Origin of the sequence: Glutamicibacter sp. MNS18, assembly GCF_026107515.2 — a bacterium.
Taxonomy (GTDB): Bacteria; Actinomycetota; Actinomycetes; order Actinomycetales; family Micrococcaceae; genus Glutamicibacter.
The window spans coordinates 56,814-70,869 of the sequence record NZ_JAPCHW010000005.1; the positions used below are offsets into that span (position 1 = coordinate 56,814).

Consider the following 14,056-nt stretch of genomic DNA (forward strand, 5'->3'; position numbering starts at 1 on the left):
GCACCGCCGGCGTCGCCTGTGGTGCAATGGACGGATGATGTTACGGCAATTGGAGTACTTCGTTCAGCTGGCCCGGGAGGAACACTTTGCCCGGGCCGCCGAGACCTGCGGGATCTCGCAGCCTGCGCTGTCCGAAGCGATCCGGAAGCTGGAAGCCGAACTGGGGGTACCGTTGGTACGCCGCGGACATTCCTTCCAGGGACTGACCGCCGAGGGACAAAAAGCCCTGCTGTGGGCCCGGCGTATCCTTGCTGATCACCAGGCACTGCTCCAGGAAGTCAATGCCGTGCAGGCCGGTCTGGTCGGGACCCTGCGGCTGGGAACCGTGCCAGCGGTTTCCTCCACCCTCGTGCATCTGACAGACCCTTTCACCCGGGCCCACCCCGGAGTCTCAATGCAACTGGAAACCAGTCTGCGTTCCACCCAGATCCTCGCGCGGGTGCGTGACTTCGAACTGGACGCGGGCATTATCTATGCCTCGGATAATGCGCCGGAGGGGGTGCTCGTCCATCCGCTGTACGCCGAGGAACATGTGCTGATTGCCGGAGAGGGCTTGTTGCCTGCCGGTGACGTCGACTGGAACCTGGCGCTGGAGTTGCCACTGTGCCTGCTCAACTCCTCCATGCGTGGCCGCCAGGTGCTGGACGAGGCACTGGCCGCCCAGGGCTTGACGGCCACTGCCAGGATCGAGAGTGATTCGGTGCTGTCCCTGCTTTCGCATGTGGCAACCGGCCACTGGGCCAGTATCGTGCCGCGCCAATGGCTGGACGGGTTGGGGCCGTTATCCGGTATCACGGTACGAACCCTGGGGCCCTCGCCGATCACCCCGGTGATTTGCCTGATCGTGCCCGATTCCACGCCGATGCCGATGATGTCACGGGCATTGCTGGAACTTTCCCAATGGATCTTTCCCGACAAATCAGTATGACATAGGTTGATAGGTTATGCCGATTGAACAATTGAAGTTAGTTCTTGGACGTAATCAAAAATTTGCGTCAAGCTATGGCGTGGACATATTCCACATCGGGTGGTGATAGTCCGCGGGTAAGGAGCCAATGTGATCAGGGGTGACATCGCGGAGCGCTCGAAAACCGGCGACTCGCCTCGCACCCTGCACCATCGGCTCGTTATGGGTTGGACGGCAGTTGTCCTTCTCCTGCTCGTTCCCGCAAAATTCTTCTACCGTACCGGTGATCACGCGGCGGCGTTCCGTGTGGGCCTGGGGCTTGCCATTCCCGGGCTGTCGTTGCTGCTGCTGGGCCGTGAGGAGCTGATGATCTACGCGGTTTTCGGGTCGGTCACCGGAATGTACGGTCGGAGTGTCCGCCGGGGCCGCAGGCTGCGCGATCAGCTGCTGGCCGGCGGGCTGATGCTTCTGGCCGGGTGTGCCGGGATCCTGGCCGCACCGTGGGAACTTCGCGGGTGGTCGCTGGTGGCCGCCGGGATTCTGTGCGCAACCATTGCCTCCGTGACCGCTGACCGGTTCCACCTGCGCCCGGCCGGGCCCTTCTTCCCGCTCTTCGGCTTCGGAGCACTGGCTGCCCTACCCGTGGAGGGGCACGTGGCGTTGGACGGCATGGCTGTTTTTACCGCCAGCGTGCTGACCAGCCTGGTTCTGGGGCAACTGGCACGGTTTGCCCCTGCACGCTCCGGCACACACGCAACGCCGGCTACCCAGGAATGGATGATGACATGGCGTCGGTCCGGCAGCTACACCCTGGTGATCCTGTTGGCCGGGAGCGCCGGAATCCTGTGCGGCTTCGAAAACCTGCACTGGGTACTGGCCGGTTCGGTGGTACCGCTGGTGGCCGGCAATGCCCGGGGAAGATTGCGCCGCGGCGCCCACCGGGTCGCCGGAACCCTGATCGGATTGGCGGCGCTGTTGGCGATCTTCAGCCTGCAGTTGCCTCCGCCCCTGTTGGGGCTGGTGGTGATCGGGCTGATGTTCCCCACCGAGGCCTATATGACACGCAACTACGGTCTGGCGCTGAGCTTCTTCACTCCCTTGATCATGCTGATGATCGTCCTGGCCGACCCCGGGACCTCGGCGCACGAACTGTGGGAACGTGGAACCGGGAACCTGTTGGGAGTGGCGGCCGGGATCCTCGGGGCCTGGCTCGGAGACATGCTGGCGGGGCAGCTACGCGTGGATTGAAACACAACCTGCCATAGCCGTCAGAGCACGCGCCGGGCCGCCATGCTCGGTAGGGTAGAAGCATGTCTCACGTCCCGCAGTACTATCCCCATCCGGGGTTCCCGCCGCCGCGCCGGCAACGAGTCTTCGAGGCCGGAGCCGTCACCAAGGGCGACTGGATAACCGTTGCGGCATATATCATTTTCTTCATCTTGGGTGGGGCAGCGCTCATCACCTTGATTCCCGGATACTTCGGGGCGTTCCCGGACGAGGAATCCGCCCTGTTCGGGATCAATATGGTGCTCTACACCGTGTTCTTCGTCTTGGCGATGCTCCAATGCGGCCCGCAGTTCTTCGAATCCTTTGCCACCATGCGATATTACCCGTGGGCGAAATGGCTGATGTTGCCCGGCGGCTGGCTGATCACGGTGATCTTCTCGGCCATTATCACCACGATTGCCGGTGGAGCACAGACCAGCGTGAACCAGCAGACGCTGGTCGCGATGACCGGTTCGGTGCCCTTACCTGTCATGTTTGTCATCACCGCGTTGTTCGGGCCGTTTGTGGAGGAGTACTTGTTCCGGCACCTGCTGATCGGCAAGCTGTCGCGCAAAATGAACATCTGGGTGTGCGCCCTGATTTCCACCGTCCTTTTTACCGGGATCCACTTCGCGAACGCCGGAGGTATCTCCTCGGTGGCCGAGTTCCTGCCCTATGTGATGCTCGGCGTGCTTATGTCGGTGGCCTATATCCTGTCGGGGAAATCGCTGGCCTACGCCTACATGCTGCATGTGGTCAACAACGGCATTGCCCTGCTGGTCGTCTACACGCTGACACCGATACTTCCGGCCGCGGGAGCGTAGTTGGGATTTACCGGCCACGAACCGCGCAGTGCCGGGTACCGGTGGATGCTGCTGGCATTGTTCGCCAGTGGGCTGGCCACCTTTTCACAGCTGTACTCGATGCAGGGCCTGTTGCCGCTGATCTCACGGGATCTGGACATCTCGGAATCACGGGCAGCCCTGAGCGTTTCGGCAGCGACGCTGGGGCTGGCCCTGGCGGTCATCCCATGGGCGATCATCTCCGACCGGGTGGGGCGACGCCAGGTCATTGCCATGGCGTTGGTTTGCTCGGTAGTACTTGGTCTGGCTGGAACCTTCAGCCTGAATATCGAGATACTGCTGGTCGCCCGCTTCTTTGAAGGGGTCGCGTTGGCCGGGGTCCCGGGTACTTCCCTGGCCTACCTGGCCGAGGAGCTCTCACTGCGGGCTGTCTCCCTGGCCAGTGGGGTCTATATTTCCGGGACCACGGTCGGCGGGCTGGTGGGCCGCTTGTTGGCGGCCTGGGCTGCCGAACCGACATCCTGGCGGTGGGGTGTGGCGGCGGTCAGCATCATGGCCGGGGTGGCCACGGTCTTCTTCCTGATTATGGCTCCTCAAGCCCGGGGGTTCAGCCCGGCACCCGAGCGCAGTTTGCGACCCGTGCTGGCCAAGTTCTCACAGAGCCTCTCCGGCCGACGCCCGATCCTGTACCTTCAGGGATTCCTGCTCATGGGCGGCTTCGTGGCCGTCTACAACTACCTGGCCTTCCGGCTGGAAGCGCCACCCTACCTGATTCCGCCGGCGATCGCCTCGCTGGTATTCGTGGCCTACCTCTCCGGAACCTATTCCTCGGTGGCCAGCGGCAAGGTGGTAGCACGGATGGGTCGCAAGTGGACCCTGCTGTTGGGGATCGCGGTCATGGCCGCCGGGCTGCTGCTGACCATGGCCGCCGCGTTGTGGGTGATCATCGTGGGGATGCTGGTCTTCACCGCCGGGTTCTTCGCGGCCCACGCGGTGGCCAGCGGCTGGGTGCCGGTGATGGCCGCCGACAGCCGCGCGCAGGCCGCGAGCCTGTACAACCTCGGCTACTACATCGGCTCCTCGGTCTTCGGATGGTTGCTGGGCATCCCGTTCATGAACCACGGTTGGACCGCACTGGTGGGGTGCGTCATCGGGTTGCACGTCGCGGCCGCATTGCTGGCCAGCATGCTGGGTGGCAAGGCCCGAAGCTCAGGTTAAATCGTCGTGGACACCCTCAGCCCACTGGGCATAGCGCAAGGCGGAGAACTGGACCACCTGGCCGGCGCGGGACGGAACGCTGGTCGCGAAATTGTTGTAGAGTCGCGCGAAATCCAGGGCTGAGAGTTGCGCGGCCATCCGCCGGACGACCGGTCCGGAAAGCGGAATGCGATTCGGATAGCTTCGCAGGAACGTCACATTGCCATCCGCCACCGGGAATACGGCATCCCCGGCCAGGAGCACCCCTTTCCCGTTGGCGCCGGCGCTCCACATCGCGACGGTACTTCCCGGGAAATGCCCGCCGATCTGGTGCAACCGGATCCCCGGAAGCGGATCGAAGGGCTCGTTCCAGTGCCTGATGGACAGCGCGGGGCGTTGCACCCACCGGGCATCGGCGGCGGCCACATACACCGGAGCATCCTCGAAGGCCTGGCTGTACTGCACCTGGACGCCGTACATATGCGGATGGCTGGCCACGATCGTGGCGATTCCGCCCAGCGCCCGAATTTGCTCCACAGCATGGTCGGTGATCAGCCCGGGAACATCAAAGAGCAGGTTTCCCCGTCTGGTTTGTACCAGCAAGGCACTTTGCCCGATACCCACGCCGGGGGCGCGGATCGCGGTCAGGCCTGGTTCCAGCTCACTGAATTCCAGCGAGTGACCCGATTGCTCCAGCTCACGCGACGTTGTCCAGCGCTGAACCCCTCCAGGAATGTACTGGCGCTCGTCCAGGCAGATGGGGCACGTATCGGGCGGATTGCCGGCCGGAGCGAACTCCACCGCGCATCCGGCACACTGCCAGTTCAGATGGTCAGGTTCCATGTTCCTCCTCGCTGAATACCCACGCTACGACCTAGCGCCCGCGAAGAACAGGGTCCCGGAGCCCCATAATGGGTCAGAAGAAGAACCCGCCGAACAACGCCGCCCCCAGAGCCACTGCCCAGGCAGGGGCTCTCCACATGGTGAGGGCGACAAAACACAGGATTGCCAGCACAAAGGCGGAGGTACCGGGGATCCCGTGAATGAACACCGGGGAATACAGGGCCGCTGCAAGCAAACCCACCACGGCGGCATTCACCCCCGCGAGGCCCTGCCGTACCCGGGGCATCTGGCGTAACCGGTCCCAGAAGGGCAGGGTGCCGGCTACCAGCAACGCCGAGGGCAGGAAGATGGCCAGCAGGGCGACCAGTGAGCCAACCGCGGGAGGCAGGCTGCCGGGAACCAATGCCCCCAGGAATGCCGCGAAGGTGAACAAGGGCCCCGGCACCGCCTGCGCGGCCCCATACCCGGCCAGGAACATTTCCTCGCCCACCAATCCGGAAGCGACCACTTCGGTTTCCAGCAACGGCAGCACCACATGGCCGCCGCCAAAGACCAGGGACCCGACCCGGTAAAAAATGTCGGCCAACTGGACCACAGCGGAGTGTCCCAGTGAAGCAATTACCGGCAGGAGGACCAGCAGGGCACCGAACAACACCAGGGCTCCCGCAGCTAGCGACCTCGAACCGCTGCGGTGTCCGGCAGCATCCGGGGGATCGACCGCAGCGGACTGCTTGAGCCAGAGCAGACCCGCCACCGCAGCTGACGCCATGGCCAATAGCTGGGTTAGTGAACCGGGAAACAACAGCACCAAGGCCAGGGTTCCCGCGGCGATGGTCGCCCGGAAAGCATCCGGGGTGAGTACCCGGGCCATTCCCAGTACAGCGTGGGCCACGACCGCCACCGCGGCCGCCTTCAACCCGGTGATCCACCCGTCCCCGAGTTCCCGGCCCAGCCAGGGAGCGCCCAACGCGAAGCCGAAGAGCAACAGCGCCGAGGGCAGGGTGAAACCAACCCATGCGGCGACCAGACCCCCGTAACCGGCACGTTGCAGGCCCAGCGCCATGCCGACCTGGCTGGACGCCGGGCCGGGAAGAAGCTGGCACAACGCCACCAGATCGGCATAGGCGCGCTCGTTGACCCAACGCCGACGCCGGACGAAGACCTCGTGGAAATACCCCAGATGGGCAACCGGTCCACCAAAGGACGTCAGCCCCAGACGCAGGAATACGGTGAAGACCTCCCACACATTGCCGGAGGTCGAGGCTTTTGACTGGGAATGAGTACTCATTGCGCCGAGTCTAGGAGATGACCAGCGGCCCGAGGTGAACGGAGGGTGAACGGGAAAAGGTTGGTGTGCCGATCCGCGGCCCATGACTTCTGTACCGCTGCCAAACGCGGCGAATGGTGTAATCCGGCAACGGGTTCGTAGAGTAGGAGCCGTGAAGCAGCAAACCTCCCCGACCAGTTCGAACCGGTCCATGGCCCGCCAGATCCTGGCCCTGGCGATCCCTGCCCTTGGCGCGCTGATCGCCGAGCCGATGTTCCTCCTGGCTGATACCGCAATCATCGGCCATCTGGGCGTCTCCGAATTGGCCGGAGCGGGACTGGGGATCACTGTCATCCAGACCGCCGTGGGGCTCATGATCTTCCTGGCCTATGCCACCACCCCGGCCGTGGCCCGAGCCATCGGGGCCGGCCAGTTCGCCAAGGCCATGGCCGCCGGGCGGGACGGCATGTGGTTGGCCCTGGTGCTCGGCGCGGTGCTGAGCCTGATCGGATTGTTCACCGCTGCCCCGTTGGTACGCGTCATGGGTGCCGAAGGCCAGGCTCTGGGTTTCGCCGTGGACTACATCATGTACTCGTTGCCCGGCCTGACCGCGATGCTGTTGGTTTTTGCCGCGACCGGCGTGCTACGCGGCATGCAGGACACCAAGACACCGCTGGTGGTCGCGACCGCCGGCTTCGGACTGAATATCGTGCTGAACTTCGTGTTCGTCTACGGGTTCGGGTGGTCGGTGGCCGGGGCAGCAGCCGGTACCTCGATCTCCCAATGGGTCATGGCAATCGTGTACTTCTGGCTGATCATCCCGCGGGTCCGCCAAGCCGGCCTGTCGCTGGCCCCCAGCTGGGCCGGGTTCAAGGCCACCGGGAATATCGGCTCCTGGCTGATGCTGCGCAACGCCACCATGCGTATTGCCCTGCTGGCCACCGTGGTGGTGGCCACCAACGCCGGGGAAGTGATCCTGGCCGCCCATCAGCTGGTCTTCACGTTGTTCTCCTTCCTGGCTTTTGCACTGGATGCCCTGGCCATCGCGGCCCAGGCGCTGATCGGCAAGGAGCTGGGCGCCGGGGACGCGGCCAAGGTCAAGGAACTGACGGGGGTGATGACCCGCTGGGGAATCTACTTCGGCATCTTCACTGGGCTGTTCATTTTCGCCCTGTCCTGGATCGTCCCGGTGCTGCTCAGTTCGGATGTCTCGGTGCACGCCCTGGCCACGCCGGGATTGTGGATCCTGGCGGTATCTCAACCAATCTGCGGCGTGGTCTTCGTCCTGGACGGGGTGCTCATGGGGGCCGGGGACGCACGCTACCTGGGGCTTGTCGGCCTGGTGAACCTGGCCGTCTACCTGCCGATGCTGTGGGCGGTGCAGGCGCTCACCCACGACCCGATGAGCGCCATGGTGTGGATTTGGCTGGCCTTCGCCCTGGGCTTCATGCTGGCGCGACTCATCACCCTGGGGCTGCGGGCGCGTACCGACGCATGGATGCGTCTAGGAGTCTAGAAACGGTCTGGTGCAGCCGCGGCTAATCCCCAGCCGGGGTGATGATGACATTGCCGACCTTCCGTCCTGAATCCACCCGTTCATGGGCCTGGACGATGTCGGCAAGATCGAAGACCCGGTCGGTCACCGACACCAGATGGCCATTGACCATGAGTTCGAGCAGGGTCCCCATATCCGCCACCCGTTCCGGAGCGGGGCCGACTTTGACATTTCCGTGGGCGGTGACGGTTTCCCTGAGGTTTGCCACGGCCAGCAACAACACCCCGTTATGCGCCAACAGCGTACGGCCAGCCGAAGGGTTGATGTTGCCGACCGTGTCCAGCACGATGTCGAAACGTTCGGCGATCTCGCCCAGCGCCGTACACGTGTAGTCGATGACATGCCGGGCACCAAGTGCAGAAACCAGGTCCATGTTGCCGGTACTGGTCACCCCGGTCACGGTGCCTCCCAGATATGCGGCCAGCTGTACCGCGTTGGTGCCGACCGCTCCAGAGGCACCATTGACAAGGACCTTCGCACCGGAGGCCAGTGATGCCTTGTCACGCAGGTAGTGCAACGCGGTGGTGCCGCCGAAAAGCATGCCGGCGGCATCCCTGTGATGGACCGCCGTGGGCTTGCTGAGGATTCTGCCGGCCGGAACCCGCAGGTACTGGGCGTGGGCACCCATCGAGATACCGGTGGTGCCGCAGACCTCGTCTCCCGGGGCGAAAGCGGCGACACCTTCGCCCACGGAGTGCACCGTACCGGAGAAGCAACTGCCCAGCACCTTGTTGCGGGGGCGACGGACACCGAAGGCCAGTCGGGCAAAGGGGGCGAAACCCCGGGGGAACCGCGCGGCGCGGATTCGAGCATCGGCCGCGGTCAGCGCCGCAGCCTGAACCCGCACCAGCACCTCGCCCTTGCGTGTGACCGGCATCGGCACTTCGGTGATGCCCACGACTTGTGGGGGACCATAGCGATCTCGGACGGCTGCCTTCATGGCGGCGACTCACAATCCTCGGGGAAGGAATACCGCCAGCCTACCGCTGCCCGACACCCGGGAACGGAAACCGGAGATGAAAAGTAAGCCCGCTTGCTTCCGTATCCGGCTCCAGGACCTGCCGGCGGACTGCGAAACGGTGCGCCGACACCGTATCGGTTGGGCAACGGCACGGGTCCCGTGGGATTATCCCCAGAGCCCGTCGGCATCCTGGAACTGTCCCAGCATGGCGCTGCGGATCGATTTCAGGTGGTCAACCATCGCCTGCTGGGCCTGTTCGCCGTTCCCCGCCGCCAGCGCGGCCAGGATCTGCCGGTGTTCGGCCACCTCCTGCGAGGTGGACATGTAACGCTGCATCCCGGGCAGGACGTAGTGGGCCCGCGCGGTGTCGGCGAAGCACTTTTCCAGTGCCGCGGCCACACGCGAATTGCCGCTGGATTCGGCCAGCAGTTGGTGGAACCGCTGGGCGCAATGCATGGATCCGATGGGGTCCGTGGCAGCCAGGTGTTCCTGCTCGTCCAGCTGCTCCCGAAGTCCGGACACCAGTTGCCCGGTGGCCAGGCGGGTTGCCGCGGCGGCGGCGAAGGGCTCAAGCAGCATCCGCATGTCCAGGGTTTCGTAGACATCGGTGAGGCTGACCCCGCGGACCAGATACCCCTTCTTGGGCAGGACCTGCAACAGTCCTTCGCTGGTGAGCTGGCGCAGGGATTCACGTACCGGGGTCTTGGAAACCCTGAATTCCTCGGCCAGCCGCGGCTCAACCACCACGGTGCCCGGGGCCAGCTCGCCGCTGAGCACCCGCCGGCGCAGTTCGCCGGTTAACCGATCGGTCAAGGAGCTGCCCATCATTCCCCATTTCCTGTGCGTCCGCCGAAGCCGCTCCACGTAATCTTCGGTACCCGGTCTTTACGGGCGGACAAGAAACACCCTAGTCTGTACAGAAATATATTTCAGGTATCTTACAAAGCGTGTGGATACCGGGCCAACCCGTAATGGAGCGAATGTGGCGCAGCAGCAGATGGGCCTGAACCCCGGCCGGACGCAACACCGGGTCAAGCAGAAACACCGGGCGATCGTCGCCTCGGTGCTGGGCACCGCCATCGAATGGTACGATTACGCGCTCTACGGGGCTGCCGCCTCCGTGGTCATCGGCCCGCTGTTCTTCGCCGCCGCCGGCACCTCGGGTGAAGCACTCGCCGCCTTCGCCACCTTCGCCGTGGGCTTCATCGCCCGACCCTTCGGCGGGGTGATCATCGGACACCTGGGCGACAAGTTCGGGCGGCGTCCGGCCATGTTGATGTCCATCATCCTGATGGGCATCGCCACCGTGGGCATCGGCCTGTTGCCCACGGCCGACTCCTGGGGCATCTGGGCCGTCGGGTTGCTGGTGTTCTTCCGCCTGGTCCAGGGCTTCGGTGCCGGTGCCGAGCTGACCGGCGCAATGACCCTGGTGGCCGAGTACGTGGAACCCCGTAAACGCGGCTGGTACACCTCGCTGGTGCTCTCCACCCCGCCGCTGGGTATCGCACTGGCCACCATCAGCTTCTTTGCCGTGGCCAGCCTGGGCGATGAAGCCCTGCTGGGATGGGCCTGGCGCCTGCCTTTCCTCGTCTCCGCGGTACTGTTCCTGCTCGCGCTGTACATCCGCAACAAGCTGGAGGAAACCCCTGAATACGCCCAGGCCATGGAACGGGCCCAGGACAAGGGCAAATCCGGCAAGCTCCCACTGGCCACGGTGTTTTCCGGACACTGGCGCGAAGTGGGGTTGGGGTTCCTGGCCATCACCGGGCACAACGCCATGAACTACATCCTGGCGGTCTTCTCGATCAGCTTGATGGTGGGTTCCGGCATGGAACGCAGCCAGGCGCTGCTGGCCGTGACCGCCGGTTCCCTGGTCTCGGTGGTGCTCACCCCGGTCGGTGGGTGGCTGGCCGACCGCTGGGGCGCCGGACGCACCCTGGTCGTGGGCAACCTCAGCGGCCTGGTACTGGCCTTCCCGATCTTCTGGTTGCTGGGCAGCGGCAGGTTCGAGCTCGGCCTGTTGGCAATCGCCGCGGGCTACGCACTGGTCATCCCGTGCACCAGTGGCGCCCAGGGGGCGTTCCTGACCGCGCTATTCCCGGTGCCGGTGCGTTTCACCGGAATCGCCACGGCCCGTGAACTCAACGGCGCACTGGTGGCCGGCATGTCCCCGCTGATTGCCGCGGCCCTGCTGGAAGCCGGCGGCGGGGCCATCACTCTGCCCGCCGGGTACCTGGCCCTGTGCTGCCTGAGCTCGGCGCTCGCCGTCCTTTTCGGTCTGCGGTCCACTCGCCGTCGCTACCACTAGCTCCTGCCGTCAACTTCCCCATCCCAAGCCGAAGGACACAAAATTATGAGCAACCTGCACCGCCAATTCCCGGATCTGGGCGAGTTGAAGTCCCTGATGAAATTCTCCCTGCCCACCCTGGATCGCAGGACCGCCCGACTGGCCAAGGCCGCCGATCTCTGGGATCTGCGCAGGATCGCCAAACGCCGTACTCCCACGGCGGCGTTCGACTATGTGGACGGTGCTGCCGGACGCGAGATCACCGCCGACCGGGCACGCGAGGTCTTCGACTCGGTGCAACTGCTGCCGCGGATCCTGCACGGGACCGCCCACTCCGATCTGTCCACGAGCATTGCCGGTGGCACCAGCGCCTTGCCCTTCGGCATCGCGCCCACCGGGTTCACCCGGTTCATGCATTCCGAAGGGGAGACCGGAGGGTCGCGGGCCGCGCAGAAGGCAGGGATTCCCTTCAGCCTCTCCACCATGGGTACCCGCTCCATCGAGGAGGTCGCCGCGGCCGCTCCGGGGGCACGCAAATGGTTCCAGCTCTACCTGTGGAAGGACCGGGAGAAATCCCGGGCGCTGGTTGAGCGGGCCGCCGCGGCCGGTTACGACACCCTGCTGGTGACCGTGGATACCCCGGTGGCCGGACAGCGCCTGCGCGACACCCGCAACGGCATGAAGATCCCGCCCGAGCTGTCCCTGAAAACGGTGGTGGACGCCTCCTATCGACCCGAGTGGTGGTTCAATTTCCTGACCACCGATTCACTGAAGTTCGCCTCCCTGTCCAACACCTCCTCCGACCTGCCGACGATCATCAACTCCATGTTCGACTCCTCCCTGGACTTCGATGACCTGCGCTGGATCCGCGACCTGTGGCCCGGCAAGCTCTTCGTCAAGGGCGTGCTGACCGCGGAGGACGCCCGCAAATCCGTGGCGGCCGGGGCCGACGGATTGGTGGTCTCGAACCACGGCGGACGCCAGCTGGATCGTGCGCCGATCGCCTTCGAGGCACTGGGTGAGGTGCGCGCCGAGGTCGGCGCGGACATGGAGATCATCCTGGACTCGGGGATCATGTCCGGCGCGGATATCGTCGCCTCGCTGTGCGCCGGGGCGGACTTCGTGCTGATCGGCCGCGCCTACCTGTACGGGTTGATGGCCGGCGGGCAACAGGGGGTGGAACGCGTTATCGAGCTGTTGGCCAAGGAGATCGAGGTCAACATGCAGCTGATGGGTGCCGGTTCCGTCAAGGAGCTGACCGCCGACCTGATCCGTCAGCACCCAGTTGGCTCAGGGCGGAAAATGGTGTCCCACCAGTAGCCTCATGGCGACCATCGTTGTGCTTCGGCTCACCAAGCCTGCACTCAGGTGCCCATAAATTCTATTGAGCGTAGAATAGGTCTGTGCCTGCACCCAAAACATCCGTAACACAAGCCCAAGACGTTTTCCGGCCAGTACTGCTGCGCGGCCTGACCGCGCTGGGGTACGCCCTGATCTCGATTTTCTGGATTGGCGCCGATCTGAAGGTCCTGTCCTATGCGACCGCCGGGCTGCTGGTGCTCACCGGTGTCTTCATGTGGCAATACGCCTCGGCACCCACCGCCCCGGCCAAATCCCGTGGGCTCTACGCCTTCGGTGCCGGGATCATGTTGCTCGCCGGTATCACCACGCTCTTCTCCTCGACCCCCGCCATGGTCGCGTATATGGCCGCTGTCGGCCTGATCGTCGGCGGAATCGCCGAAATCATGGTGTTCTCCAAGCACCGTGCCGGGTTCCCGCCCTACCGCAACCAGCTGGTCAGCGGCGCGGTGGCCCTGGCCGTCGGCGTGGCCCTGGTCTTTTCCGGGGGACTGGACGTGCACGGGATACTGGGGATGATCGGCGGTGGTGCCGTGGTCTTCGCCGTCTTCGAGCTGATTGCCGCCTTCGGGCACCTGCACGACTCGCGCAAAGAAGCCGTTGCGGAGAATGACTAGACTTGATGGAAACACGAGGAAGTAGAAATGGAGATCCTGGTGTCTAATAAATCACCGAAGAAGCAATCCTGGAGCCAGTCGATCAAGGCTCCGCTGTGGTTCTCGTTCGTGCTGGGTATTGTCGCGGCATTTGTCGGCATGATCAGTGGCACCGGTGGATCAGAGAACAACCTGCGCTTTGATATCGGGCTGGTCTGCTTTGGCGTGGCATTCATTGTCAGCCTGTTGGTGATCTCGGTCCTGACCATGGCCTCCAAGGAAAACGATTCGAGTCTCGGTACCGGGTCCGGTGTGAACCGTTCCTCGGACAACCCGGAGCAGGGCGAATAACCACAGGACGAACCAACCGCTAACGGCAGAAGAGGCCGCTAGCGGTTTTTTCCTGCCCGGATCCCCACGGCGAGTCAGCTGCGCTGGGCCTCGTCGGCCTGGCCCCACTCGGAGAGGAAATCCTCGGGACCCAACTCCGCCAGGTCCTTGCGCACCAACTCGATCAGCCGTTCGGCTTCCTCAAGGTTGGACGTGCGCATGCTCAACACCTTGGAATCATCGATCCGCGAGTAGACAACCACCTGGGTGCCGGAGGGTTCGAATTCGGAATCCCCGATCACTGCCGAGGCGATGGCCGCGGTCCACCGGGCGGCGGCTTTCAACGGCGAATCCTCCGTACGCTCCAGGCGTGCCTCGTAATCATCCGATGCTTGATGCTGCGTCATGGCTCATCCCTTCGAAGTGCTTTCCGCCCCGCCCATCGAACCGGATACGGAACGGGTTCCGTAAAGCAGAGTCTGCTGGTCACTTCATCCTAGACGAGCGGACGGGAGCGTCGGGGGTGCTGGCCCAATCTTTCGCGCGTGATCCGTTGCGGCCAGCGCTCCGGAAGAAGCAGGCATGTTTCGCCCGGTATTCCTGTCGGCGCAAGAGCAGCACCGTTCAGCGCACGTGGAGCGTCATAAAGACCTGAGGATATCAACGCCAGATTCCGGCTACGGAA

General features: G+C 64.3%; 14 protein-coding genes. 9 read left to right on the top strand and 5 right to left on the bottom strand.

Features of this window, described 5'->3' with window-relative positions; all coding sequences use genetic code 11:
• The first annotated feature begins 34 nt into the window (after positions 1–34).
• From OK351_RS07990 to OK351_RS08005, 4 genes are all read left to right on the top strand, one after another.
• On the top strand, positions 35–928 hold the full coding sequence (locus tag OK351_RS07990) for a LysR family transcriptional regulator (RefSeq protein ID WP_265157670.1): 894 nt from the start codon (positions 35–37) through the stop codon (positions 926–928).
• Positions 929–1,057: 129 nt separating this feature from the next.
• Complete coding sequence (locus tag OK351_RS07995) at positions 1,058–2,155, top strand: FUSC family protein (protein ID WP_265157672.1); 1,098 nt, start codon at positions 1,058–1,060, stop codon at positions 2,153–2,155.
• Positions 2,156–2,217: 62 nt separating this feature from the next.
• Positions 2,218–2,997: a CPBP family intramembrane glutamic endopeptidase gene (locus OK351_RS08000; RefSeq protein ID WP_265157674.1), complete on the top strand. Its 780-nt coding sequence runs from the start codon at positions 2,218–2,220 to the stop codon at positions 2,995–2,997.
• The gene (locus tag OK351_RS08005) at positions 2,998–4,194 is read left to right on the top strand and encodes an MFS transporter (protein ID WP_265157676.1); all 1,197 of its coding nucleotides are present in this window, start codon (positions 2,998–3,000) and stop codon (positions 4,192–4,194) included. It begins immediately after the preceding gene.
• Here OK351_RS08005 and OK351_RS08010 read toward each other — a convergent pair.
• Positions 4,186–5,016 carry an MBL fold metallo-hydrolase gene (locus tag OK351_RS08010; RefSeq protein ID WP_265157678.1) on the bottom strand — a complete coding sequence of 277 codons (831 nt, stop codon included), beginning with the start codon at positions 5,014–5,016 and terminating at the stop codon, positions 4,186–4,188. The genes OK351_RS08005 and OK351_RS08010 overlap by 9 nt on opposite strands.
• 73 nt (positions 5,017–5,089) lie before the next feature.
• On the bottom strand, positions 5,090–6,304 hold the full coding sequence (chrA, locus tag OK351_RS08015) for a chromate efflux transporter (protein ID WP_265157680.1): 1,215 nt from the start codon (positions 6,302–6,304) through the stop codon (positions 5,090–5,092).
• Between the two features lie 190 nt (positions 6,305–6,494).
• On the opposite strand from chrA, the gene OK351_RS08020 reads away from it, so the two are divergent.
• Positions 6,495–7,799, top strand: coding sequence for an MATE family efflux transporter (locus OK351_RS08020; protein ID WP_265158377.1), 1,305 nt, complete (start codon positions 6,495–6,497; stop codon positions 7,797–7,799).
• Positions 7,800–7,821: 22 nt separating this feature from the next.
• On the opposite strand, the gene OK351_RS08025 is transcribed toward OK351_RS08020, so the two are convergent.
• On the bottom strand, positions 7,822–8,778 hold the full coding sequence (locus OK351_RS08025; protein WP_265157682.1) for an NAD(P)-dependent alcohol dehydrogenase: 957 nt from the start codon (positions 8,776–8,778) through the stop codon (positions 7,822–7,824).
• A 186-nt stretch (positions 8,779–8,964) separates the two neighbouring features.
• Positions 8,965–9,627 carry a GntR family transcriptional regulator gene (locus OK351_RS08030; RefSeq protein ID WP_265157685.1) on the bottom strand — a complete coding sequence of 221 codons (663 nt, stop codon included), beginning with the start codon at positions 9,625–9,627 and terminating at the stop codon, positions 8,965–8,967.
• 154 nt (positions 9,628–9,781) lie between these two features.
• Between OK351_RS08030 and OK351_RS08035 the strand changes: the two genes are divergently transcribed.
• The 4 genes from OK351_RS08035 (at position 9,782) to OK351_RS08050 (ending at position 13,392) form a co-directional block, all read left to right on the top strand.
• A complete protein-coding gene (locus tag OK351_RS08035; RefSeq protein WP_265157690.1) occupies positions 9,782–11,107 on the top strand; it encodes an MFS transporter in 1,326 nt (441 codons plus the stop codon).
• A 45-nt stretch (positions 11,108–11,152) separates the two neighbouring features.
• The gene (locus tag OK351_RS08040; RefSeq protein WP_265157693.1) at positions 11,153–12,406 is read left to right on the top strand and encodes an alpha-hydroxy acid oxidase; all 1,254 of its coding nucleotides are present in this window, start codon (positions 11,153–11,155) and stop codon (positions 12,404–12,406) included.
• An 83-nt stretch (positions 12,407–12,489) separates the two neighbouring features.
• Complete coding sequence (locus tag OK351_RS08045) at positions 12,490–13,062, top strand: DUF308 domain-containing protein (RefSeq protein ID WP_265157696.1); 573 nt, start codon at positions 12,490–12,492, stop codon at positions 13,060–13,062.
• Positions 13,063–13,101: 39 nt separating this feature from the next.
• Positions 13,102–13,392: a hypothetical protein gene (locus tag OK351_RS08050; RefSeq protein ID WP_265157699.1), complete on the top strand. Its 291-nt coding sequence runs from the start codon at positions 13,102–13,104 to the stop codon at positions 13,390–13,392.
• A gap of 74 nt (positions 13,393–13,466) precedes the next feature.
• Here OK351_RS08050 and OK351_RS08055 read toward each other — a convergent pair whose 3' ends face one another.
• Complete coding sequence (locus OK351_RS08055) at positions 13,467–13,778, bottom strand: hypothetical protein (RefSeq protein ID WP_265157702.1); 312 nt, start codon at positions 13,776–13,778, stop codon at positions 13,467–13,469.
• Positions 13,779–14,056: the final 278 nt, after the last annotated feature.